Source organism: Streptococcus sp. CCH8-C6 (genome assembly GCF_001557225.1).
Taxonomy (GTDB): domain Bacteria; phylum Bacillota; class Bacilli; order Lactobacillales; family Streptococcaceae; genus Streptococcus; species Streptococcus sanguinis_C.
The window spans coordinates 1-24412 of sequence record NZ_LSJN01000082.1; the positions used below are offsets into that span (position 1 = coordinate 1).

Annotated in this window: 26 protein-coding genes; 4 read left to right on the forward strand and 22 right to left on the reverse strand. The window is 43.4% G+C overall.

Annotated features, from left to right (window positions below; translation table 11 throughout):
- The 17 genes from AX677_RS08505 to AX677_RS08580 all read right to left on the reverse strand — a co-directional run.
- On the reverse strand, positions 1–1690 hold a 1690-nt coding region (locus AX677_RS08505), incomplete at its 3' end, for an Ig-like domain-containing protein (RefSeq protein WP_231730790.1).
- Positions 1691–2016: 326 nt separating this feature from the next.
- Positions 2017–2757: a class I SAM-dependent methyltransferase gene (locus AX677_RS08510; RefSeq protein WP_002932756.1), complete on the reverse strand. Its 741-nt coding sequence runs from the start codon at positions 2755–2757 to the stop codon at positions 2017–2019.
- A 197-nt stretch (positions 2758–2954) separates the two neighbouring features.
- Positions 2955–3398 (reverse strand): Fur family transcriptional regulator, encoded by a 444-nt coding sequence (locus AX677_RS08515; protein WP_032907494.1) that lies wholly within the window; start codon positions 3396–3398, stop codon positions 2955–2957.
- 398 nt (positions 3399–3796) lie between these two features.
- Positions 3797–4072 (reverse strand): HU family DNA-binding protein, encoded by a 276-nt coding sequence (locus tag AX677_RS08520; protein WP_002896125.1) that lies wholly within the window; start codon positions 4070–4072, stop codon positions 3797–3799.
- A gap of 112 nt (positions 4073–4184) precedes the next feature.
- On the reverse strand, positions 4185–5018 hold the full coding sequence (locus tag AX677_RS08525; RefSeq protein ID WP_060976826.1) for a DegV family protein: 834 nt from the start codon (positions 5016–5018) through the stop codon (positions 4185–4187).
- Between the two features lie 283 nt (positions 5019–5301).
- The gene (locus AX677_RS08530) at positions 5302–6030 is read right to left on the reverse strand and encodes a metallophosphoesterase (RefSeq protein ID WP_060976827.1); all 729 of its coding nucleotides are present in this window, start codon (positions 6028–6030) and stop codon (positions 5302–5304) included.
- Positions 6031–6082: 52 nt separating this feature from the next.
- The gene (recN, locus tag AX677_RS08535) at positions 6083–7741 is read right to left on the reverse strand and encodes a DNA repair protein RecN (RefSeq protein ID WP_060976828.1); all 1659 of its coding nucleotides are present in this window, start codon (positions 7739–7741) and stop codon (positions 6083–6085) included.
- Between the two features lie 8 nt (positions 7742–7749).
- On the reverse strand, positions 7750–8181 hold the full coding sequence (locus tag AX677_RS08540; RefSeq protein WP_002915680.1) for an arginine repressor: 432 nt from the start codon (positions 8179–8181) through the stop codon (positions 7750–7752).
- Complete coding sequence (locus AX677_RS08545; RefSeq protein ID WP_060976829.1) at positions 8174–8989, reverse strand: TlyA family RNA methyltransferase; 816 nt, start codon at positions 8987–8989, stop codon at positions 8174–8176. The genes AX677_RS08540 and AX677_RS08545 overlap by 8 nt, the downstream gene beginning before the upstream one ends.
- A complete protein-coding gene (locus AX677_RS08550) occupies positions 8982–9857 on the reverse strand; it encodes a polyprenyl synthetase family protein (protein ID WP_004187831.1) in 876 nt (291 codons plus the stop codon). The genes AX677_RS08545 and AX677_RS08550 overlap by 8 nt, the downstream gene beginning before the upstream one ends.
- On the reverse strand, positions 9854–10066 hold the full coding sequence (locus AX677_RS08555; protein WP_002896137.1) for an exodeoxyribonuclease VII small subunit: 213 nt from the start codon (positions 10064–10066) through the stop codon (positions 9854–9856). The genes AX677_RS08550 and AX677_RS08555 overlap by 4 nt, the downstream gene beginning before the upstream one ends.
- Positions 10044–11384: an exodeoxyribonuclease VII large subunit gene (xseA, locus tag AX677_RS08560; RefSeq protein ID WP_060976830.1), complete on the reverse strand. Its 1341-nt coding sequence runs from the start codon at positions 11382–11384 to the stop codon at positions 10044–10046. The genes AX677_RS08555 and xseA overlap by 23 nt, the downstream gene beginning before the upstream one ends.
- Complete coding sequence (locus tag AX677_RS09615; RefSeq protein WP_082730290.1) at positions 11329–11565, reverse strand: initiator RepB protein; 237 nt, start codon at positions 11563–11565, stop codon at positions 11329–11331. Before AX677_RS09615 ends, xseA begins: the two co-directional genes overlap by 56 nt.
- Positions 11541–12383 carry an NAD(P)H-hydrate dehydratase gene (locus AX677_RS08565; RefSeq protein WP_060976831.1) on the reverse strand — a complete coding sequence of 281 codons (843 nt, stop codon included), beginning with the start codon at positions 12381–12383 and terminating at the stop codon, positions 11541–11543. Before AX677_RS08565 ends, AX677_RS09615 begins: the two co-directional genes overlap by 25 nt.
- A gap of 107 nt (positions 12384–12490) precedes the next feature.
- Complete coding sequence (locus AX677_RS08570; protein ID WP_060976832.1) at positions 12491–13264, reverse strand: HAD hydrolase family protein; 774 nt, start codon at positions 13262–13264, stop codon at positions 12491–12493.
- A complete protein-coding gene (locus tag AX677_RS08575; RefSeq protein ID WP_060976833.1) occupies positions 13261–14115 on the reverse strand; it encodes a bifunctional methylenetetrahydrofolate dehydrogenase/methenyltetrahydrofolate cyclohydrolase in 855 nt (284 codons plus the stop codon). Before AX677_RS08575 ends, AX677_RS08570 begins: the two co-directional genes overlap by 4 nt.
- A 189-nt stretch (positions 14116–14304) precedes the next feature.
- The gene (locus tag AX677_RS08580; RefSeq protein WP_002896146.1) at positions 14305–14535 is read right to left on the reverse strand and encodes a DUF1797 family protein; all 231 of its coding nucleotides are present in this window, start codon (positions 14533–14535) and stop codon (positions 14305–14307) included.
- Between the two features lie 249 nt (positions 14536–14784).
- Between AX677_RS08580 and AX677_RS08585 the strand changes: the two genes are divergently transcribed.
- On the forward strand, positions 14785–17055 hold the full coding sequence (locus AX677_RS08585; protein WP_060976834.1) for an ATP-dependent Clp protease ATP-binding subunit: 2271 nt from the start codon (positions 14785–14787) through the stop codon (positions 17053–17055).
- A gap of 48 nt (positions 17056–17103) precedes the next feature.
- Here AX677_RS08585 and AX677_RS08590 read toward each other — a convergent pair whose 3' ends face one another.
- Together AX677_RS08590 and AX677_RS08595 are read right to left on the reverse strand one after the other, a co-directional pair.
- A complete protein-coding gene (locus tag AX677_RS08590) occupies positions 17104–17718 on the reverse strand; it encodes a GyrI-like domain-containing protein (RefSeq protein ID WP_060976835.1) in 615 nt (204 codons plus the stop codon).
- A gap of 59 nt (positions 17719–17777) precedes the next feature.
- Positions 17778–18677, reverse strand: coding sequence for a YafY family protein (locus AX677_RS08595; protein WP_060976836.1), 900 nt, complete (start codon positions 18675–18677; stop codon positions 17778–17780).
- Between the two features lie 225 nt (positions 18678–18902).
- Between AX677_RS08595 and AX677_RS08600 the strand changes: the two genes are divergently transcribed.
- Both AX677_RS08600 and AX677_RS08605 read left to right on the forward strand, forming a co-directional pair.
- Positions 18903–19352: an NUDIX hydrolase gene (locus tag AX677_RS08600; RefSeq protein ID WP_002896150.1), complete on the forward strand. Its 450-nt coding sequence runs from the start codon at positions 18903–18905 to the stop codon at positions 19350–19352.
- A gap of 67 nt (positions 19353–19419) precedes the next feature.
- The gene (locus tag AX677_RS08605) at positions 19420–19722 is read left to right on the forward strand and encodes a DUF1827 family protein (protein WP_002896152.1); all 303 of its coding nucleotides are present in this window, start codon (positions 19420–19422) and stop codon (positions 19720–19722) included.
- A gap of 24 nt (positions 19723–19746) precedes the next feature.
- Here the strand turns inward: AX677_RS08605 and AX677_RS08610 are convergent, their stop codons facing one another.
- A complete protein-coding gene (locus AX677_RS08610) occupies positions 19747–20181 on the reverse strand; it encodes a GNAT family N-acetyltransferase (protein WP_060976837.1) in 435 nt (144 codons plus the stop codon).
- Positions 20182–20203: 22 nt separating this feature from the next.
- On the opposite strand from AX677_RS08610, the gene AX677_RS08615 reads away from it, so the two are divergent.
- Complete coding sequence (locus AX677_RS08615) at positions 20204–20659, forward strand: MarR family winged helix-turn-helix transcriptional regulator (RefSeq protein ID WP_060976838.1); 456 nt, start codon at positions 20204–20206, stop codon at positions 20657–20659.
- A 136-nt stretch (positions 20660–20795) separates the two neighbouring features.
- Here AX677_RS08615 and ileS read toward each other — a convergent pair whose 3' ends face one another.
- Positions 20796–23588: an isoleucine--tRNA ligase gene (gene ileS, locus AX677_RS08620; RefSeq protein ID WP_060976839.1), complete on the reverse strand. Its 2793-nt coding sequence runs from the start codon at positions 23586–23588 to the stop codon at positions 20796–20798.
- Positions 23589–23870: 282 nt separating this feature from the next.
- Positions 23871–24412, reverse strand: a 542-nt coding sequence (locus AX677_RS08625) for a DivIVA domain-containing protein (protein WP_060976840.1), incomplete at its 5' end; no start/stop codon positions are given.

Here is a 24412-nt window from a genome sequence, read left to right on the forward strand (position 1 = left end):
TCTTGATCTCAGCACCGGCAATTTCAGTACCGCCAAGGTTGACCTTACTGAAGGTAATCTTACGTGGACTATCGTCATCTTTATCAGTGACTTTGATTGTTGAACCATCGGTTACGACTGTATTGTCCTCGCCTTTAGCATCCTTAGTACCAACATTGGTCACTTCCACTGTGCCGTCATGCTTGACTTGGAAAGTGATGTCGGTCACTTTGAGGTAACCAGTTGGAGCTGCTTCCTCATGGAAGGTGTATGTACCTGGTGCCAAGTTCAATTCTTTAGACTTACCAGCTTCGGATGTCCAGCTTTCTACAGCTTGACCTTCTGCCTTGTCGCCTTTGAAGATCTTGATCTGCGCTCCTGCGATTTCTTCTCCACCAAGGTTAACTTTACTGAAAGTAATCGCTTTTTCAGTTGGTGTCTTCTTGTTGACAATATCACGAGATACCGATTTATCAGTTCCGAAATCTTGTGAACCAATCTTGATTTCCTCAGTTGATTTGTCATATCCTTCTGGCGCTTTTACTTCCCGAATAGTATAGTTGTCTCTCAACAACTCTCCTACGCTCGCATTACCATCAGCATCCGTTGTCAACTTTCCAACTACTGCCCCAGTACTGTCACGAACCACTTCAAATTCAGCACCTTGAAGATTTTCACCCGCCTCATTTACCTTATGGATCTTAATAGAGAATACATATCCTTCGGCTACACCACCAGCAATCTGATAGGTACGAGTGCTAGTTGATTGTTCAGTAAGACCACCATTATAATTCATCTTGGCTACGTTCGTAATTTTTTCACCATCAACTAAATCATAATTTGCTTTAGCTCTATATTCTATCATATAACCAAAGCCATTAGTGTCTCCTAGAGGAAGGGTGAATCCATCTCCGCCAGGATTTACAGTCATTTGTTTCTTAAATGTTTCTGTCATATCCTGAGCATTAGACCATTTCCAATCTCCGTTATTCCAACGCCAATCTACTTTATAAATACGAAAAGTATCTGGTAAGAAGGTGAAATTTGGAGATGAGAACGCATCCTTGATGGTTACATCACTATAGCTGGCCATATTACGGTTTACAGTAATATTGTAACGAATAACATTTTTCTCGTCATCCTTATACTGGAAGGAACTCTTTTCAATCTTAGAGTCATACTGTTTAGGAGGTCCATTATAATGAACAGTTCCTGGAACTAAGGTCCGTGTTCCTATTGTAAATCCAGCATTCAAGTCACCTTCTTGACTCACTACATCATGGTCAACTCGAGCATAGAAGAAAAATTCTCCACGAACACCAGATTTTTGCTCAACATAATTTGTATATGTTAAGGTAATCGTTTTGTTTGCAGAATCCAAAAATCCATTTGCAACAAGATTACCTGACTCGTCCTTAAGCTCAATGGCTGAAGAGTTCGCAAAAGCATACTCTGGCGGCAAGGTGATCGTCGTCGTATCTCCTTGATGTACTTGGTTATCAGGCAATACAAACTTTGCGTAAACGCGGAAATCTTGCCAAATATCAATCCCTTGTGTTAAGTCTCCTCCAGAAGAATTTTTGAGACTCATCTCAGTAATGACATCATTAAATTCGGCCGCTTGCACTTCAGCAAGAGGGGCTAATGATGGCAAAATCACTCCCAAACAAAGAATGATAACATGAAGCCAAGTTCTAATTCTTTTGTTCATTTAATCTTCCTTTCTCACAATATTCAGTTTTAAATGTACAATGTAATTGTATACTAACTGAGCGTCCCCATCTTGTCAGTGCCCACTTTCTAAAAAGCGAACATTTATAGATACATTACATCTACATTTTATCATACTATAAGAAAAATGGCTATATACAAAAGGAGATTTTTTTAACATTTGTTTATCCTTTTGTCATTTAGAAAAGGTGGACGATTTGCATGGTTCATTCGCAAATCAGACCAATATGCTAAGGTCAATCGTGTCTGATAAGCAATGTACCCAATAACGCAGAAAAACCGGAAACAAAGTCCGGTTCTTATAATTTATTTCCTAAACGTCAGGACATAAAATTTCTCATCCCAGAGGAGTTTCAACTCCTTCTCCTTGACCCCTGCCGGTATAGCGGCCTCAATTTCTCCCAAATCAACCGTAGCGTCCTTAAAATAGTCCTTGCTGAAGTGGTTCTTCTTATATTGCTGGTCCACATAGTCTGCTGTCTCGTCTGAAATCATAATCTTAGTCCCTGGCTTAGCAACCCGCAGCATTTCCTGCATAGCCTTGGCCTTATCGCTAAAGAAATTAATCCCGCCGATATGGTAGACGATGTCAAAGCTATTATCCGCAAAGGGAAGGTCCTCCGCACAAGCATGAAAGAGCCGCAGATTGGTCTTCTTGGCGCAGGATTTCTGGCATTTTTTCAGCATGCCTATGGAAATATCCGCCCCGACAAAGTCTAGGCTTTTCAGGTCAATATTCTCAGGAATGTAGCGCAGGTCGTGGCCAGTCCCGATAGAGACATAAAGAACTGACAAATGATCCTTCCATTCTATTTCTGCCATCAGATCCCTTCTCAACTTGTCGACTGTCTTGCCATAGAGAAGGCCCCCCAGCCATTTCTCACTCATATCATACCAGCGAGCAAAACGATTGTACATGGTCATGTATTTGGCATTGTCCCCTGAGACATAGTCCTGATTCAGCGCCAGATAGATGTCTCCATCTTTTTGAAAATCCGCTAACTTCAAACCTGGCTTCAACTTCTCTTGTATTTTTGTATCTGTCATATCTTCTGTCTCCTTTTTCTATTTGCCATTTATTATAGAGGATTCTGAGACAAAAACAAGAGTTTTTCCGTAAGTGGTATAAATCACCAGACAAGTGGTTCTTATACCAAAGCAACTTTCAAAAAGAGACAAATATATAATCTTTCTTTCGATAAAAAAAGATTAAAATTACTAATTTCAATCCTTTTTGCTATTTCTTAAATTATCAAACTTTGACACTTGGGACAAATACCATAAACAGTTGTCTGACTCTGAGTAATGTGATAACCAGTCTGGGCTTCTGCCTCATGCTTCACATCTGGAAGCTCCAATTCCAAATCAGCAATAAGACCACATTTTTCACAAATAACATTAAGATGCTGATGTCCCATAAAGTCAAAATATGTCGTCGTATCATTTCGAACCTTAATCTCTGTTACAAATCCTTCATCAATCAACACTTTAAGATTATTATAGACGGTTGCCAGACTCATATTTGGAAAATTTGGCAGCAAATCATGATAAATCATTTCAGCACTTGGATGATCATGACTTTCTATAATATAAGTAACGATTGCCTTTCTAGTTTCGGTAATTCTCACTCCTTTAGAGCGAAGATGACCTATGACTTGTTCAAAATCATGCTGATGCTCTTGACTCATTTTGTACTCCATTATTATCTTCTTATCTAAATCATTACCATTATACCATGACTCAGCCTACTTGGCTATTAAGAATAATTGTAAATAAAAAAGTTCGTACTTTTATACTTTAAATGATTTCTCATCTTATGATTAATAGTTTAGAGAATTGAATACACTGGATTTTTCTAATTGAATTTATCTAACTAGTTCACAACAATTATTCCACCCTAAACACTATTACATCAGTTCCCATTCTGCTTTCTTACAACTATCTTTTTTAAATATATATACACTTGTAATTAATCATATATTCTCAGTATATTTCTCAAAAAATTTACCCATTTATGTTTATTACAAATAAAAAATAGCCTATCATACAAGCTAAATAGCAGTATGACAGGCTTTATTAACCAAAATTATTTTACAGCGTCTTTAAGAGCTTTACCTGCTTTGAAAGCTGGTACTTTAGAAGCTGCGATTTTGATTTCTTTACCAGTTTGTGGGTTGCGACCTTTACGTGCTGCACGCTCACGAACTTCAAAGTTACCAAAACCGATAAGTTGAACTTTTTCACCTTTTGAAAGGTACTCAGTTACAGCTGCGAATACAGCATCAACTGCTGCTGCTGAATCTTTTTTAGTCAATTCTGTAGCTTCTGCTACTTTTGCGATCAAATCTTGTTTGTTAGCCATTTAACAAATCCTCCAAATTTTTTCTGGGTTGATAACCCTAACAAATATTATCATATCTAAAAAAAGCATTCAGGTCAAGTACTAAGCCGCTATTTTCTAAATTATTATGGTTTTATTCGTAACGAATCAGCACAGCCCAAGCATTTTCCCCAGTATGCGTCTGAATAATAGATCCCGTTTCCAGCACTGAAATAGGTTTCTTGACATACGGCTGTAAACTTTCCTTCATTTCCTGGGCCAATTCTGGACCGCCAGCATAGGAAATTCCAATCTCAGCCACTTGCTTGTTTTGTAGACTTGCTGTCAAATCATCCAGCCATTTCTTAAAGGTCTTAGCTCCCCTCCCCTTGACAATGGGCTCCAGCTGATGGTCCTTCATTTGCATGATGACCCGGATATTCAGCAAGGAGCTAATCAGACCAGAAACTCGACCAATGCGGCCTCCTTTAACCAGATTTTCTAAGGTAGAGAGACCGATATAGAGTTCTGTCTTTTCCTTTAATTCTTCAATTTTAGCTAGAATCTCCTCTAGGCTAGCTCCTTCTTTGGCCAGTTTAGCTGCTTCAGTGACCTGGAACTTCATAGCCTGATCAGTGAAAGAACTGTCAACAACCGTCACATCAGCATTAGCCAAAGTCGCTCCCTGACGGGCTGCTTCGACAGTCCCTGACAAGGCGTGAGACATGTGAATGGAGATAATCTGTGCTCCATCTTCTGCCAATTGCTCAAAAACATCAGCAAAGACTCCGACAGGCGGCTGGCTGGTTTTAGGAAGATTGCGACTAGACTGCATAAGACGAAGAAATTCACCTTCCGCTAGGTCCGCATCCGAATAGACCACCCCGTCCACCATAACAGAGAGAGACACAATGGTAATGTCTAATTCCTTAGCAACCTCCGGTTCAATGGTTACGGATGAGTCAGTTACGATTTTTATTTTTGTCATAGATTTCCTACTCTGTATCTAAATTTTAACTTGTTATTACACTACATTATACCAAATTTTTATGGTTTTGTGGGGGAATATTCTCTAAAATCACAGCTCAGGCCAAGCGTTTCCTAAATTTAATCTGCTTGTTTTAGTTTTTTAATCTTTTTGCGCTTCTTTAAAATTAGATGAAAAAGTGTTTACATGCAGCTTTTTTAGCTTTAATTGGGGAAAATTTTAGGAAAATGCTGATCTTAAAAGAGAGTCTCAGCAAAAAAAGATTGGGAAAATCCAATCTTTTTCAGTCTTCGGCTACCAAACCAACATTTTTTATGGCATACCGCTCTATGATGCCATTATGACCAAAGACAACTCCGTGGAGGACTCCTCCATAGACAGCTCCGCCATCCATTCCAATCTTGCCATCCTCAGTCATCCATAGTTGCTTAGTACCTGGCGCTTCATGCAAGAGGTAAAATGTCGGTGTATGGCCAAAGACAATCGTTTTGCCAATCTGATTGCTGCCTTCGTGAAAAGGAGCACGAATCCAAACCTTTTGATAATCACTGGTTTCTCGCCAGTCTTTCAGCTCCAAATCTAGACCAGCATGAACAAAAATGTACTGTTCCGTCTCCAATAGGAAAGGCATCTGGCGAATAAAATCTACTAAATTGGCCGCCTCCGTCTTGACACGTTCCGCGTCTGCTACTCCATCTACAGGAGCATTGAGAGGTCGACCTAAAAGCGAATTAATCGTCGTATCTCCGCCATTACGCCGGTAGTGGTCATAAGACTTTTCAGGATTGTCCAGCCAGGTCAGAAACATATACTCATGATTGCCAGAAAGACAAACAGCTCCTTTCTGATCTACTAAATTCTTGACCCGCTCCAAAACTGCTCGGCTGTCCTCGCCTCGATCGATCAAGTCGCCTAGAAAGACTAGTTGGCTGCGACCGTCCCAGTGCTGGAGCAGCTCATCTAGCATACTAGCCTTACCATGGACATCACCGATTGTAAAATATTCTGTCATATGCGCCACCTCCTAAAGGAGACCGAAACACTAGTGTCTCAGCCTCGCTTGTTTATTTTTTTAATAATTCTCTGGCTTGAGTCAAAGCAGCCTCTGTCACATCTTCGCCAGCCAGCATCTTAGCGACTTCCTGAACACGCTCGTCAGCTGTTAGCAGGCGAACCGTTGAGACAGTTGAATTCTTATCCGAAATCTTCTCAATAAAGAACTGATAATCGGCAATCGCAATGACCTGCGGCAGATGGGAAATAGCCAAGACTTGGCCGTTGGAGCCAATCTTGTGAATCTTCTGAGCAATAGCTTGGGCCACTCGGCCAGAAACTCCCGTATCCACTTCGTCAAAGACAATGCTGGTCTTACCTTCCTTACGAGAAAAAGCAGACTTGATAGCCAACATAAGACGGGAGAGCTCACCTCCAGAGGCAACCTTCACCAAAGGTTTAAAATCCTCGCCCGGATTGGCTGAGATGTAAAACTCTACTTGTTCATTGCCTTCACGGTTGAACTTGCCCTTACTGAACTGCACTTTAAAGCGCGCCTTTTCCATGTATAGGTCCTGCAGCTCTTGCTTGATTTCTGCTTCCAGCTGGGCTGCTAGGCCATGACGAGCCTGACTCAGCTCCTGGGCCAGCTCTACCAGCTCTCTCTCCAAGGCCTTCAGCTCTCGGTCCATATCCTCTGAGGACAAGTTACTTCCAGTTAAAAGGCTGTATTCTTTAGAAATCTGAGCAAAGTAATCTAGCACATCATCTACTTGGCCGCCGTATTTACGTGTGATGCTGTTAATCAAGTCTAAGCGACTCTCCACCTGCAGCAGCCGATCTCCGTCAAAATCCAGTCCATCTAAAATGTCCTCTAGGCGCTTGCTGACATCTTCCAAGACATAATAAGTCTCCGACAAACTGCCGGAAAGCTCCTTGTAGGCTGGATCGTAATCTTCAATAGACTCAAGATCATTCATAGCTGAGCGGACATTGGTCAGACTGGAAAAGTCTTCATTATCTAGCATGGTATAGGCGTTCGTCAGCGTATCGGCAATAAGCTTGTGGTTGAGCAGACGATCTCGTTCCTGATGTAGGGCAGTATCTTCACCACTTTTGAGGGCTGCGCTCTCAATCTCCGCCATCTGAAACTCCAGCATCTCAATTCTGGCCTTATGCTCCTGCTGATTTTTCTGCAAAGTCAGGACTTGCTTGCGCAGGCTTCGATAGCGGTCAAAGGTTTCCTGATAGCGGCCTTTGAGATGCAAAAAGTCTGCTGTGCCAAACTCATCTAGCATGGCAATATGAAGCTGGGGTCTCATCAGCTCTTCCTGATCATGCTGACCATGGATATCCACCAAGTGCTGGCCGACAGCCTTTAGAACAGACAGGTTAACCATCTGGCCATTGATACGGCTGACACTGCGGCCATTTTGCAGAATTTCCCGACGGATAATCAGCTCATCAGTCAGCTCCCAGCCCTGCTCCTCAAAAATCTCTCGCAAAGCTCTGCTATTTTCCAGCGAAAAAAGTCCCTCTATCTCAGCTTTGGGTGCCCCATGACGAATAACATCCGTCGTAGCACGGCTGCCCAACATCATATTCATCGCGTCAATAATAATAGACTTGCCGGCTCCGGTTTCCCCGGTCAACACGGTCATACCTTGCTCAAAATTAAGGGAAATCTCCTCAATAATAGCAAAATTTTTAATCGAAATTTCTAATAACATAGGCTTTCCTACCAATGGTGAATGATGGTTGCAATTCTTGCAGCTGCTTCTTCTGTCATCATAACCATCAAAATACTGTCGTTGTCTGCCAAGATACTGAAAATATCCTCAGCAAATTCATTTCTAAGATGGCGCTTGACCAGTGCTGTGCTCCCCGGTACCAGACTGAGATTGATCATATTTCCCAAAACCTGACAGGACAATATGTTATTTTCAGCCAAACCCAGACTGCTGGTCATGGTCTTAGGTAGCTCGTAGATATAAGTGTTGTCCTTGAGCGGTATCTTGACAATGCCCAGCTCTTTGATATCTCTAGAGACCGTAGCCTGGGTCGCTGTAATCCCAGACTCCCTAAGATGTTCTACGATTTCCTCCTGTGTGCCAATGTCATAGTCACTGACAAAGCGTCTAATCTTTTCTAATCTATCCTTCTTATTCATCCTTAAATTCCTTGTGTGCTGCCTCTACGACAGCTGTCATCATAGCTGAATTAAGAGGCTTCGGCTCTGTACTCTTTTCTAAATAGGCCAGAAATTCCACATTGCCCTGACCGCCCTGAATAGGCGAAAAATCCAGTCCCCTAACAGAAAAGCCAGCCTCCATCATAAATGCTGTGACCTTTTCCAGAACTGCCAGATGGACCTTTTTATCCTTGACAATCCCTTTTTTTCCAATCTGCTCACGGCCTGCTTCAAACTGAGGCTTAATCAAGGCGACCACTTGGCCATCCCGAGCCAGAATCTCATGCAGAGCCGGCAAAATCAAACTCAGCGATATAAAGCTGACGTCAATACTGGCAAAGCTCGGCTCCTGCTCAAAGTCAGTCCTTTGGGCATAGCGAAAATTATACTGCTCCATGCTGACAACCCGCTCATCCTGTCTGAGCTTCCAAGCCAGTTGATTGGTTCCTACATCTACCGCATAGACCAGCTTAGCTCCGTATTGCAGCATGACATCTGTAAAACCGCCGGTTGAAGCTCCGATATCCAAGGTCACTCGGTCCGCTACCGAAATATCAAACACTTGCAAAGCCTTTTCTAGCTTGAGGCCGCCTCGGCTGACATATCTGAGTTTCTCACCTTTTAGGCGCAGCTCTGTGGCTGCGTCAATCTTTTCACCTGGCTTGTCAAAGCGCTGGCCATTGGCCGCAGCAATAACCAGTCCAGCCATTACACCACGCTTAGCCTGCTCTCTGGTCTCAAAGAGCCCTTGTCTGTAGGCCAGCACATCTACTCTTTCCTTAGCCATTCATTCTCAAACTTTCTATTATCTGTTGAATTTCTTCGCCTGAAAACTCTGTCTTCTCTTCCAAGTCTGACAGAATAAGCACAGCTTCATCAAGGGTCTGATTGAAAAAGTTCTTAGCTCCATCCAGTCCCAGAAAGGCTGGATAAGTCGACTTGGCCGCAGCTAAATCTTTCTGCGGGGTTTTACCCAGCTCTTCAAAGCTAGCTGTCACATCCAAAATATCATCCCGCACTTGAAAGGCCAAGCCCAAGAGCTCTCCAATCCTACGAAGCTTGTCTTGAACAGACTGCTGAGCCTGAACAATCAAACCAGCTGCGACAAAAGGATAGGTCAGTAGCTTACCAGTCTTATTGGCATGGATGTTTTTTAAATCTTCTAAACTAATTGCTTGGCCTTCACCTTGCATGTCCAGAACTTGTCCTGCGACCATACCAAAGCTCCCTGCTGCCAGAGACAATTCAGAAATCAAGTCCACCTTGACCTGACTGGGCAGCTCGGCCCTTGCCAATAGTCCATAGGGGTCCAAAAAGAGAGAATCACCCGCCAAAATAGCCATATCCTCTCCAAACTTCTTATGGCTAGTCAAGCGGCCTCGACGATAGTCGTCATCATCCATAGCTGGCAAATCATCATGAATAAGGCTGCCAGTGTGAATCATCTCAAGAGCCGCTGCGACCTGATAGTGAGCCTCAGCTAGCTCTAGGCCAAATGCTTGAATCAACTCCAATAGCAATAGGGGACGAATTCGCTTGCCGCCTGCCTTCACCGAGTACAAAATAACTTCTGATAAATCCGAAGACACTTGCTGAGACCTATAAAAATCTTCAATCGTCAGACCAATTTTTTCCAGTTTCTCGTTTCTTGTCATTCCATTTCCGTTTCTGTGCCGTCTGCCTGCATGACCTTAACCAAGGTCTTTTCAGCCTTGTCCAGACTAGCCTGAAGTTCTTTTGAAAGCTTCATTCCCTTTTGAAATTCCGCAATTGCCTCTTCCAGCGCTACGTCACCATTTTCCAGCTTTTGAACAATGACTTCCAAGTCTGCTAAATTTTCTTCAAATTTCTTTTCTTTGGACATGTTTTACCTCTACTTCCAGCTGCCCATCCCGCATAAGCAGGGTCAGCTCATCTTTTTCTTCAATGCCAGCACTTGACTCGACAACCTTTTGATTCTTTTGGACAATAGCATAGCCACGCGCCACGATTCGACTGGTATCCAGCATAAGCAAGGCCTCGGACAATCTCCTGACTTGAGCCACCTTGTTATCATAAATGACCGCCATATTGCTGCGCAGCAAACGCTCCAACTGGGCAGTCTGCTCCTGAAAACGCTGAACGCGACTGAGTGGATTCAATGCTTCCAAACGATGCTGCAAGATTTTGACCCGCTGTTGCTCTTCACTATAATATTCGCGAATTTTTTGCTTTAGTCGCAGGTTGAGCTGATCCAACTTCTGCAGATGGCCATCGTAAAGCCGCTCTGGCTGTCGGAAGATAACAGACTGGGTTAGCTTATTCAATCGCTCTCGATAATAGCTCAGGCGATTGGAAATCGCTCGAGACATGCGGTTTTCCTGCTGCTGCAAATGTCCCAGCAGGTCTAGCTTGGTGACCGATGTTGCTAGCTCAGCCGCAGCCGTCGGAGTCGCAGCTCTGCGATCTGCTACAAAGTCCGCCAAAGTCGTATCGGTCTCATGGCCGACACTAGAAATAATAGGAATCCGAGACTCAAAAATAGCCCGAACTGTTTCCTCTTCGTTGAAAGCCCAGAGATCTTCGATAGAACCACCGCCTCGACCAATAATCAGTACATCCAAATCCGACCGCTCATTGGCCAGTCTGATGTAGGCAGCAACCTGAGCTGCAGCCCCATCTCCCTGCACTTTTGTCGGATAAAGGACAATCTCCACTCCCGGAAAGCGACGGCTGACCGTCGTGATAATGTCTCGAATGACCGCTCCGCTGGGACTGGTTACAACACCAATTTTCTTAGGAAATTGGGGCAAGGCCTGCTTGAATTTATCTTGAAAAAGCCCTTCTTCTCCCAGTTTTTTCTTGAGCTGTTCAAACTGGATAGCCAAGGCACCGATACCATCTGGCTCTGCCTTTTCAATGATGATAGAATAGGAACCGCTCGGCTCATAGAGCTGTACCCGGCCAATGACATTGATTTTCATGCCTTCCTCAAGCTCAAAGCCCAGCTTTTGATAGACACCGGACCAAATCGTAACCTGAATGACAGCCTTCTCATCCTTTAATGAGAAATACTGATGATTGGGGCGACGGCGGAAATTGGACACCTGGCCAGTCAGATAGACCCGCTCCAAATAAGGATCCCGCTCAAACTTCATCTTCAGATACTTGGTCAAGGTCGAAACCGACAAATATTCTGGCATGCCCTTTTCCTTTCTTTTCTTGTTTTTCCGTAACTTTTATTATAACAAAAAACTGCATAAAAAACCGATTACAAAGTCTAAAAATCCCCTGAAAAGCAAGAAAAAAACTGGGCTTCCACAAAAGAACCCCAGCTGACTTAAAACCCAAGAAAAAGTCTACCGACTCATCTCCTTCACCCACCTTGGAATGACCCTGCTGATTGCCGTTGGCAGGACGACATAAGCTTCCTGACTCAGTTCATCTGCAATCAAGGAGTGAAGAAGGGTGGCAGCCGCCACTCGCTCAAAGAGACTGCTTGATTTAAACTGACCCGCAAAAGCAGCAATCATACCGGCCAGCGTATCCCCCATGCCGCCAGTTGCCTGATAAGGTCCGCCTACTGTCAGCTCAAAGACCTGCTCTTGCCCACTTTGATAGATGGTCGTCCCATGCTTTTTCTGCACGACAACACTGCCTATAGGCAGCTGATTGACCGCTGCCTGATTGGCTGCCGCTGTCTGATCTGACAAACTTAAACCCGATAAGCCTTCCCACTCCTTCTGGTGAGGGGTAAAAACTGTTTGGGCTTTTGGAAATGGCAAAGCTGCTTTACTAAAGAGTGAGATGGCGCCCCCATCCATGATGAGTATCTGCTGTTCTGCCACAGTCTGGATTACCTTTTGTAGGATATCTAGACCTAGTTGATTCTCTGCTAGGCCTGGACCAATCAAGACTAGATCTGATTTAGCCAGCTGCTCTGTCAATCGGTCTTGCTCTTCTAAGTCAAAGGCCATGGCCTCCGGTAAATGACTGTGCAGAGGGGCAATATTTTCTCTGTCTGTAGCAACAGTCACCAGACCTGCTCCACTATTGACTGCCGCTAAAGCTGCCATAATGATGGCGCCCCCATAAGGATAGGTCCCCCCGATCAGTAAGAGACGGCCGTAGTCGCCCTTGTGGCTATCCAAAGGGCGTTCTCTAATGACTTTTTTTAAAATATTTCCAGCATTTTTTACCATGATATTCTCCTAGACCAACTTCATCCTGTACTTGTCTTAAGATGACCAAACCTATCTTCATTATACACCAAAAGGCACCTAAACAGGTGCCTCGTATCGCAAGAAAGTTATTTTCTTCGGAAATCTGCAAATTTTTGTAAGATTCTTGCTGCGACTGCCTTGGGTAAATTTTCCTGAAAGGCGACCTGCTCATCCGCATAATCGCTCAAGCCTGGGAAATCCCCAACCTGCACAGCGTAGAGAGAGTTCTTAAAGAGCTGGATATCATTTTGATCATTACCAAAAGCCACATAATCCGAACCGCATAATTCCTTTACAGTTGAAGCTTTATTGGTTTCAGCCGGATTGATATAAAAACATTTCTCATGTTCATGATAGTCTAGACTTAGATTAGGCAAGTTTCCAAAACGAGCCTGTAAATCGTCTAAGAGTTGCTCATGATCCCCCATGTAAATAACAAGCTTAATAGGATGCTGGAGATCAGTTAGTTCCAGCCGTCTTGCCCGCTTGAGAGGATCTACACTGGCAATAAAAGGGATTTTTTCTAAAATCTGGCCGCTGTAATCAAAAGTATTATCAACGAAAAAAGGCAAATTATAGGTCAAACAAGTATCTAAAATGGCTTGATAACTTGACTGATGCAGCTGGCGCTCAAACATCAGCTGTCCCTTCTGATAAGCTACTCCGCCGTTCAGGCCAATCACGATCTGCTGGCTCAATTCCGGACCCAATAGTCCCAGACAATCTCGATAGGAACGCGCCGAAGCAAACAAAACTTCATGCCCAAACTGAGGAGCCGTTAGCAGAACCTGCTTAATCTCCTCATCAATCGTCATATAATCAAAGGACAAGGTCCCATCCAAATCAAAAACAAATTTCATGATTCAAGACTCCGTTTAAAGGCTTGGTAGGTCTGCTCCATCAGCATGGTAATGGTCATAGGCCCAACACCTCCAGGTACAGGGGTAATCAGACTGGAAAGTTCAGACACTTCATCAAATTTAACGTCCCCAATCAGCTTGCCATTTTCATCTCGATTCATACCGACATCAATGACAACAGCCCCTTCCTTGACAAAGTCCTTGGTCACAAAATGTCCACGACCGATAGCCACCACCAAAATATCCGCCCGCTTAGCAGTCTTAGCTAGATTGTGGGTCCTTGAATGCGTCAGAGTCACTGTCGCATTCTTAGCCAAAAGCAGCTGAGCCATGGGCTTACCGACAATATTACTTCGCCCGATGACGACCGCTCGCTTGCCTTCCAGTTCAACACCATATTCATGGAACATTGCCATAATGCCTGCAGGAGTAGCCGGAATCATAACCGGATGGCCACTCCATAGCTTGCCCATATTAAGCGGATGAAAGCCATCAACATCCTTGTCTGGATCAATAGCCAGCAGCACAGCTTCATCATCAATATGCTCAGGCAAGGGCAGCTGGACCAAAATCCCATGCCAATCAGGATTTTGATTATAAGTTTCAATCAAGCTCAAGAGCTCTTCTTGGCTGGTTTCTTCTGGCAGACGTTCTATCTTACTCCGAAAGCCAGCGGCCAAGGCCGAGCGCTCTTTATTACGCACGTAGATTTGACTGGCTGGATTATTTCCTACCACAATCACTACCAAGCCCGGTACCTGACCTGTCTTTTCTTTGAGGCGAGCCGTTTTTTCGGCTAATTTTTTCTGAAGTTTCTCTGCCAAACCTCTGCCATCAATAATCTGCGCCATGTCATTCTCATTTCTTTTTCATTATCTTTTTCATTATACCAAAAAAATCTGTGCCCAGCCTATAACTTTTTCTTATACAAGGTTATAAAGCGGGGTTTCATTGGCACCTAGCGGTAAAATTTTCAGACCTACCAAATCTTTTTCAAAATAAGATAAAAAGGGTAAAAATAAAAAGCAGCTAAGTGCTTTTTAATAGAGTAATTCATAAATTTCCATTGCAATCAAATCGATGCTGTCGAAAGTATAGGTCTCACGCGCTGCAACGTCACGCAAGGTGAAGACAGAGCCGTTTTCTTCGTCGTAACTGTAAGCTACTTCTGCTACAACCACTCCTTCACGCTCAAAATTACGTTTCAAATTTCCGCCATCCTTAGCCATAGCTTCTAAGCGGTTGATAATTCTAACTAAATGTGATTCCATTTTGTTTCTCCTATTTACTTAGTTCCCTCTTATTTTACCATAAATAGCGACTGAAATACCACTAAAAGCCAATTTTTTGTAATTTTTCAAGAATTTGTTTTCATTCTGCTCGGTCTAAGGGAAGATTTTGTAGTAAATTCTTGCAAAGTTCGAGAATACTGATATAATGAAACTATAAAACTTTGACTATTTTTGACCTTTAATTATTTCTATAAATAGCTTGCACACTAAAAGAAAAGAGGTATCTGCATGCTTTGTCAAAATTGTAAAATCAATGAATCTACGATTCACCTTTATACCAACGTAAATGGCCATAAACAGCAGGTGGATTTGTGCCAAAACTGCTACCAAATCATGAAAACAGACCCTGAACATTCCTTGTTCGGTGGAATTGCTAATGCCAACAATCACGGAACAGATCCTATCGATGACTTCTTCAATAGCCTCAGCAATTTTCAACAGCCTCAGGAACCAACTACTCCTCCTACCCAATCTGGCGGAGCCTATGGAGGCGGTGGCGGCTACGGTTCCAATCCTAGCAAGGGTGGTCAGCCTCAGCCAAGTCCGCAAAAGCCAAAAGGCCTGCTGGAAGAGTTTGGTATCAACGTGACTGAGTTGGCTCGCCGAGGCGAGATTGATCCTGTTATTGGCCGTGATGAAGAAATCGTCCGTGTCATTGAAATCCTCAACCGCCGCACCAAAAACAATCCTGTTCTCATAGGAGAGCCAGGAGTCGGAAAAACTGCCGTGGTGGAAGGTTTGGCCCAGAAAATTGTCGATGGTGATGTGCCTCATAAACTCCAAGGCAAGGAAGTTATCCGCCTAGACGTTGTCAGTTTAGTACAGGGAACTGGTATCCGTGGCCAATTTGAGGAGAGGATGCAGAAGCTCATTGATGAAATTCGTTCTCGTCAGGATGTCATTCTCTTTATTGATGAAATCCATGAAATTGTCGGAGCAGGCTCTGCTGGCGATGGCAATATGGACGCTGGAAACATCCTCAAACCAGCTCTGGCTCGCGGAGAACTCCAAATGGTCGGAGCAACCACTCTCAATGAATACCGTATCATCGAGAAGGATGCAGCACTAGAGCGCCGCATGCAGCCAGTTAAGGTAGACGAGCCGACTGTTGAAGAAACGATTACCATCCTCAAAGGCATTCAGAAAAAATACGAAGACTACCATCACGTCAAGTACACAGATGCGGCCATTGAAGCTGCTGCGCTTCTCTCCAACCGCTACATCCAAGATCGTTTCCTGCCAGACAAGGCTATTGACCTCTTGGATGAGGCTGGTTCTAAGATGAATCTGACCCTCAACTTTGTTGATCCCAAGGTTATTGACCAACGTCTGATTGAAGCAGAAAACCTCAAGGCTCAAGCAACCCGTGACGAAGATTTCGAGAAAGCAGCTTACTTCCGCGACCAGATTGCCAAGTACAAGGAACTCCAGCAGACAAGTGTGCTAGACAAGGACACTCCGATTATCAGCGAGAAAACGATTGAGCATATCGTAGAGCAAAAGACCAATATCCCAGTTGGCGACCTCAAAGAAAAGGAACAGTCTCAGCTGGTCAATCTTGCCAGCGACCTAAAGGCTCATGTCATCGGCCAAGACGATGCTGTGGATAAGATTGCCAAGGCTATCCGCCGCAACCGGGTCGGACTAGGAAGTCCTAATCGCCCAATCGGCAGCTTCCTCTTTGTCGGACCAACTGGTGTCGGTAAGACTGAGCTGTCTAAGCAACTAGCCGTTGAGCTCTTTGGCTCGGCTGACAGTATGATTCGCTTTGATATGAGTGAATACATGGAGAAACACAGCGTGGCCAAGCTGGTCGGTGCCCCTCCGGGCTATGTCGGCTATGATGAAGCTGGTCAATTGACTGAGCGCGTTCGCCGCAATCCCTACTCACTCATTCTGCTGGATGAGGTGGAAAAAGCCCATCCTGATGTTATGCACATGTTCCTGCAGGTTCTAGATGATGGCCGCCTGACTGATGGCCAAGGCCGGACTGTCAGCTTCAAAGACACCATTATTATCATGACATCCAATGCCGGAACTGGCAAAGCTGAAGCCAGCGTTGGCTTTGGAGCAGCGCGTGAAGGCCGCACCAACTCCGTTTTGGGTGAATTGGGCAATTTCTTCAGTCCTGAGTTTATGAACCGCTTTGACGGCATTATCGAATTCCAGGCGCTCAGCAAGGACAATCTGCTGCAAATCGTCAACCTGATGCTGGACGATGTCAATCAACGTTTGGCAACCAACGACATTCATCTGGAAGTTACGGAGAAGGTCAAGGAAAAATTGGTTGATCTAGGCTACGACCCAAAAATGGGGGCTCGCCCACTGCGCCGCACCATTCAAGACCATATCGAAGATGCTATTACCGACTTCTATCTGGAAAATCCAAGCGAAAAAGATCTTAAAGCTATCATGACCAGCAATGGCAAGATTCTCATCAAGTCAGTAAAGAAAACTGAAAGCACAGAGTCAGTTAATTCATCTCAAGAAGAAAAATAAATGTTGACAAAATAGAGCAGAAAACAGTTAGTTTTCTGCTCTATTTCTTTATTGATCCTTCTGAACCCTATAGCTCAGAATTGTTTTCAGCTTGCTAGGGTCTGTCCGATTCAGATTATTGAGATAGATTTCCCTATGAGTGTTTGAAATCCGTGTCAGCTGGCGATTCTGGCAAAAGGCATCCATTTTAGCGAAGGATTGAGGTTCTTCGTCAAAAGGTCCTAGGTGCAGCATGGCGACACACGCTCCTTCCGTCATTTCTTCAAAGCGAATCTCATCATAGAGAGGATTAGGCTTTTTGACACGAACTTGTTCTAGGGCCTTTTTCACCATTTCTCCAGTGATAAAGTCCGGCTGCCCAATCATAATAGTATAGATCAATTCTTCTTTAATCAGTTCTCCTTCTTGCTCTTGCTGCCAAAGTCCTTCCAAGGGATAAACTGTAAAATCAGTAAATTCTTGCTCGACCTCTGTCTTTTTGTAGTTCATCTTGATAGCATAGGCTAAGCTGTACAGAGCACCAACTCGTTCCGAAAAGTCAGCAGCATTAGGATTGCCCTTGCCGTCAATCATGATAAAAGACTGGGCAGGAACATCTATGAGACAGGGTTCAGACTTGATTTGATATATTTCTCGATCGGCTTTTCTCCATTCATATTTCATGAGAGAGCCCTCCTTTCTTTACTACAAGCAGTATAGCAAAGAAAAGTTGACAACCTCTGTCAGCTTTTATAAATATCGGCAATAGCTTTTAACTTTTCTTTGAATTCTTCCCGCAACTGAGGCGGCTCCATGATTTCAACTCCATCCAAAAAGGATAGCAAGTAGGTATAAAGACTATCGTGACTCGGCAAATGCGTTTGGACATAAAGGCTCCCATCAGTCTCCTCTATCTCTGCTTCTGAAAACTCCTCGTACACTCGAAAGGCATGCTTCCGGTCAAATTTCAAGAGGACTTTTACAGTATCTCCTAGCCGCTCCTCAGGACTAAATGTCTCATCCAAGACTCTCTGCTTAAATCGTTCCTCTAACATCTGACAGTCTCTCATTCTGCTGAGTTTAAAAAAGCGCGGAGCTTGTCTTAAGCGACAAAAGCCAGCAACATACCAGTTTTGGCTTTTAAATACTAACTTCAGCGTCTCTATCTTGCGCTGCTCTCTTTCTCCACGCCCATTCAAATAAGAAAAAGACAAGACTCTTCTTTGCAAGATTGCCTGCTTAATAGTATCAAACAGTTCTTTCTGATCTGCTTTTTTGCGCCAGTCAGTGAAATCCACCTCCAGCCAGGAAGTTGCCTGAACTTGAAACAAGGACTGTAGCTTAGACAGGGTCTCTACTTGCTCGCCATCTGTTAAAATCTGCAAGCCTTGAAGAGCAGCTAATAGCTCATCCCTCTCAGACTCTGAAAATAAGGCCTTGTCTAAGACAAAATCCTTCATCAGAAAAATACCCCCGCCCTTGCCTGGGTTGCAATAGATAGGGATTCCTGCCAAACTCAGCTTGTCCACATCTCGATAGATGGTCCGAATGGATACTTCAAATAGTGAGGCCAATTCGGGAGCTGTTGTGCGGCCCTGCTCTAAAAGAAGATATAGGATTTTAAAAAGTCTGCTTTCTGTCATAAAACCACCTCGCTCCTATTATAACAATTTCTACTATAAATGTTTTACTATTCCCATAAAGAAGAGTTTTTTTAAACGGTCGGAGGAAGGAATTTATTATTTTAAGGAGATTTCTTTCAAGGACTATCATTCTTTTTCTGTCCAATAAACCGAGTAAATTCTTGACAGCTGGTCCTTAGTCCATTATGATAGATAGTAAACTGACTAGAGATTGAGGATATTAGAATGACAAATCCAACCTTTGGTGAAAAGGAAGCAAATGTAGAATATGTGACCCGATACGGAGTCTATGCCGTTATCCCAGACGAAAAAAAAGAAAAGATTATTTTGGTCCAGGCGCCTAATGGGGCTTGGTTTCTGCCCGGTGGAGAGATTGAAGAAGGGGAAAACCATCAGACTGCGCTTGAACGCGAGCTGATGGAAGAACTTGGATTCACGGCCCAGCTTGGACGCTATCTTGGACAAGCTGATGAATATTTTTACTCCCGCCATCGCGACACCCATTTCTACAACCCGGCCTACCTGTATGAGGTCACCTCTTTCCAAGAAGTCCAAAAACCGCTGGAAGATTTCAACCAGCTTGCCTGGTTCCCAGTCGAAGAAGCTATTGAAACACTCAAACGCGGCAGCCATAAATGGGGTATCCAAGCCTGGAAAAATACACTTAAAGCTTAAAGAAATCATTCACAATTCATAGCAAACATGTTATAATAATAGCAGGTATAAAGCAGGAGGAAATCGTATGAAGCTTATTAATACAACAAACAGTCATGCTGACCTTGTCAAAAGCCAATTGGAAAGCACCGATGCGATATTAGTCGAAGTTTATTCTGCTGGAAACAGCGATGTTGTTTTTACACAAGCTCCTCTTCACTATGAAATCTTGATTTCAAACATGCACCGTGCTGTACGAGAACAGGAAATCGAAAAAATCAGAGAATTTTTCTTGAAGAGAAAAATTGATGCAAATGCTATTGATAGAGCTGCTATCCGCACGATTTACGCTAATAATCTAATCGAAATTTCCATTCCTGTGAAACAGTAAAAACTAAGGCAATCGCCTTAGTTTTTATTGTTTATAGATCATGGTAATATGAGGTGTCGATTCAAAAATAAAGGGTTGGCCAACCGCCTTAAAGCCATACTTTTCATAGAGAGTTGCCACCTGAACCTGAGCCTCTATTTCAATTTCCTTTCCTGGCCATTTTTCAGCACATAATTGCAAGATTTCTCTGATAAGCTGTCCACCTAAGCCCTGTCCTCGTGCAGACTGGGCTGTAACCACTCGACCAAAGACTAAATGCTCTCCCTCTTCAAAGACACGGGCATAAGCATCAATTTCCCCTTGTTCATTAGCATGGTAAACATGCACTGCTTCTAGGTCTTTCTCATCCAGTTCATGATAAATGCGCTCCTGCTCCACCATAAAGGTGTCAATGCGAAGTTTTAAGATTTGATAAAATTCTATCGGGTTCAGCTCTGTTAATTTTTTCCTAGACCACATACTTGTTTCCTCTATCTTTTTAATGTATAATAAGTGCAAATGCAACTATCAAGGAGTTCCTATGGATTACCGTCAACTTTTCCGTCAAATGGGCTTTATTTCCAGACAAGCCATGATGAAAATGAATCAGAAAGCCAGTAACTACGGCCTAGACAATAATTTATTTCTACTGCTCATTCGCATCGTCGAAAATGAAGGTCTCAACCAATCACAACTGGCAGAGCTGGTGCAGATTGACAAGACTACTCTCAGCCGTTCTCTAGGAAAGCTAGAAGATAGAGGCTTGATTATCAAAAAGACAAAAGCTCAAAATAAGAAGTTCAAAGAGCTCTATCCTAGCAGTCAGGCTCTCAAACTCTACGACCAACTGATTGGCTTTGAAAATACCTACGCCAGTCAGGCTCTGCAGCAACTGACTTCCTCTGAGCTCTTTCAGCTCCAAAACATTTTGGCTAAAATAAGCACTCCTAAGTTATAAGTAGTATAACAGAAAATAGTTGCAAATGCAACTTTTTGGTTTTTCTAATTTAGTTTTAATTTAACAAATTTTCAAATCAATCTATCTAAAAAATGGCTTGCCACTAAAGGGCAAAGCCATTTTTTATTTTGGAAACTTACTTGCTCTCAAAGCCTTCTGAGACAGCTTGAGCGAAATTTTCTTCTAAAATTTCTGCACAGTGGTCACAGACAAGAGCTTGATAACTGCGCTCTTTAACTGTTGTGTCAATGCGACGGCAGCGATCACAGACTTGCCCCTGCGCATGCTCTACAACAAAAGCTACATCTTCAAAGACTAGAGCGCCTTCTGGAGCAGGTCCTTCAGCAATCGTCAATTGAGAAACGATGAGAAGCTGAGCTACATCGCTATTAACTGCTTCCAGCAAGGTCTTGATGACTTCATTTGGATAGACAGTCAGGTGCGCTTCCAACGATTTCCCAATAACCTTCTCATTGCGGGCTTCTTCCAAGGCTTTCTGAGCCTGACTGCGGAAGTCCATAAAGGCAGACCAAGTGTCCAAGATTTCTTCTTGATTTGGGAAAGTCTGAGCTTCTGGCAATTCAGATAACTGAACAAATTCTTCCTCTTCGTGCTCTAGGTAAGACCAAATTTCTTCTGCTGTATGCGGCAGGATTGGTGTCAACAGCTTGGTAATCTTGACCAAAATATCATAGAAAACAGTCTGCATCTGACGACGTTCCAATGATTTTGCTGCTTCGATATAGACGACATCTTTGGCAAAGTCCAGATAGAAAGCAGACAAGTCAACAGTCACAAAGTTGACAATCGCTTTATAAATAGTCAGAAACTCAAAGTCTGCGTAAGCCTTGCGAATAGTCTCTACTAATTGATTGAAGCGGATAGTCATGTATTTATCAACGGAGCGAAGTTCTTCGTAAGCTACGGCATCCTCAGCTGGATTAAAGTCAGAGGTATTGGCAATCAAGAAACGAAGCGTATTCCGAATCTTACGGTAGGTTTCAGAAACTTGACCCAAGATATCCATAGAGATGCGAACGTCGTTGCTGGAGTCTACACTGGTTACCCAGAGACGCAAGATTTCCGCACCAAATTGTTTTTCCACGTCACTTGGAGCAATTGTATTTCCAAGGGATTTAGACATTTTTTCACCCTTACCATCTAGGGCAAAACCTTGTGACAAGATTTGTTTGTAAGGAGCCACGCCATGATTAGCAACTGATGTGATAAGGGATGAGTTGAACCAACCTCGGTATTGGTCTGAACCTTCTAGATAAAGATCAGCCGGGTAAGTTAACTCAGGACGGTTGACCACTACCCCATTCCATGATGAACCAGAGTCAAACCAAACGTCCATGATGTCCGTTTCCTTGGTAAATTCGCCGTTTGGAGAACCTGGATGAGTAAATCCTTCTGGTAAAAGGTCTTTTGCTTCACGCTTCCACCAGACGATAGAGCCGTGCTCCTCAAAGAGCTGAGCTACGTGTTCGATGGTTTCAGCCGTCATGATTGGTGTGCCGTCTTCGGCATAGAAGATTGGCAATGGCACACCCCAAGCCCGCTGACGAGAGATAACCCAGTCACCACGGTCACGAATCATGTTATAGAGACGTACTTTACCCCATTCAGAATGGAATTTAACCTTTTCAATTTCGTCTAAAATTTCTTGACGGAATTTAGAAACAGATGCAAACCACTGTGGTACTGCCCGCCAGATGATTGGCTTCTTAGTCCGCCAGTCAAATGGATATGAGTGAGAAATTTCTTCCTGAGCAAGGAGCAAGTCACCAAGCTTTTCAATAACTGTTGGCGCAACTTTGTCATAGAACTGGCCTGCAAAATCAGGACCAGCATTTTCCATCATGATACCGCGCTCATTAACAGTGACAAATACTTCCAAGCCATTAGCTACACCAACATTATAGTCGTCCTCACCAAAACCAGGCGCTGTATGGACAATACCGGTACCAGAGTCAGTCGTAACGTGGTCACCAAGGATAACAAGTTCATCTACAGCGGTATCCCATGGGTGAACTGTCACGATCTGGTTCAATTCTTGACCACGGTAGGTAGCCAAAACTTGAATATCAGCCCAGCCAAATTTCTCAGAAAGACTATTCAATAATTCTGAAGCAACCACAAACTTACGAGATTCACCAGCAGGTTGTACCAATACATAATCAATATCTGCTCCAACTGTCAAACCGCGAGAAGCAGTGATGGTGAATGGAGTTGTTGTCCAGACAACGATATAAGTATCTGTATCTAGGACACCTTTTCCGTCTTTGACGCGGTTAGCATAGTAAAGGGAAGTTGAAAGCAAATCATGGTATTCAATTTCTGCTTCAGCAAGGGCTGACTCAGAAGACCAAGACCAGTAAACGGGCTTAGCACCACGGTAAATGTAGCCTTTCTTAGCCATTTCGCCAAAGACACGGATTTGAGCGGCTTCATAGTCTGGAGTCAAGGTTACATAAGGATTTTCCCAGTCACCAGAAACACCCAAACGCTTGAAGTCCTCTTTTTGCTTTTCGACTTGGCTAAGCGCATAGTCCCGACACATGTTGAGGTACTCTACCAAGTCCAGCTCTTTGCGCTTAACGCCTTGCTTTGCCAATACTTGCTCAATTGGAAGACCATGCGTATCCCATCCTGGAATGTAAGGTGCATAGTAGCCAGCCATAGACTTTGAGCGAACAATGATATCTTTGGAAATCTTGTTCATAGCATGGCCGACATGAATATTCCCGTTAGCATAAGGAGGGCCATCATGTAGGATAAAATGTGGCTTGCCTTCATTCAGTTCCTGACGGCGTTGATACAGCTTAGCTTGATCCCATTCTTTCTGCCAAATTGGCTCCTTATTTGGAAGACCAGCCCGCATAGGAAAAGCAGTTTTCCCAAGATTGAGTGTTTCTTTCAGTTTCATTCTATTCCTCTTTATTTTTTTATTATAAATTAAAAACCGCAAACTTCTCCAAAAAGGACGAAAATTCGCGGTACCACCTTTGTTTAGGCAAGACAATAGCATAATACTCCTCTTGCCCCTCTTTGTCCGTAACGTGGACTGCCGTCTCATCCTACTGATTTCAGACGAAAGTTCTGTAAAATGATAGTCCAAGCAAGATGGACTGCAGATCTCTCACCATCATCTGCTCGCTGAAAGTATTTTGCTTGGCCTGTGTTTTTACAATCTTAGCTTCTTTAAAAATTATAAAATATTTACTGGAACTTTTTGTTCCCCATTTGTATCATCATCGTGATGGTCAGCTTCTGAGTTTTCCTCAGCTGCGTGAGTTTCTATATCTTCATCGCTGAGCGGAGAAAAAGCTTGGGTCGCAGCCAATTCACGGTTAGCAGCTTCAATGCGCTCTTGCAACTCAGCCATTTCCTCTGGAGAAAATTGACGTGTAACATCAACTTCTTCCTCACGTACAATTGCTTCTTCCCCTAGCACTTCTGCTACAACTTCTTTGAAAGCTTCATCACTGGTCTGTAAATAAGTAGCTGTCGGACGTAGAATTTCTTCCCACTCAGATGAATTGACAATACTAAGTTGACTTTCAATAGTTGATTTCAAACGTTGATGGAAGACACGTGTTTTATTTTTCAATTCTTCTGTTTCAATAGCTACTTTCTTAGCATTATCTGCTGCCTGACGCAAAATTTCATCGGCCTTGAACTTAGCTCCATCTAATAAATGCTGAGCATCTTGCTCTGCCTGACGGACAATATTCGTAGATCGCTCGTTGG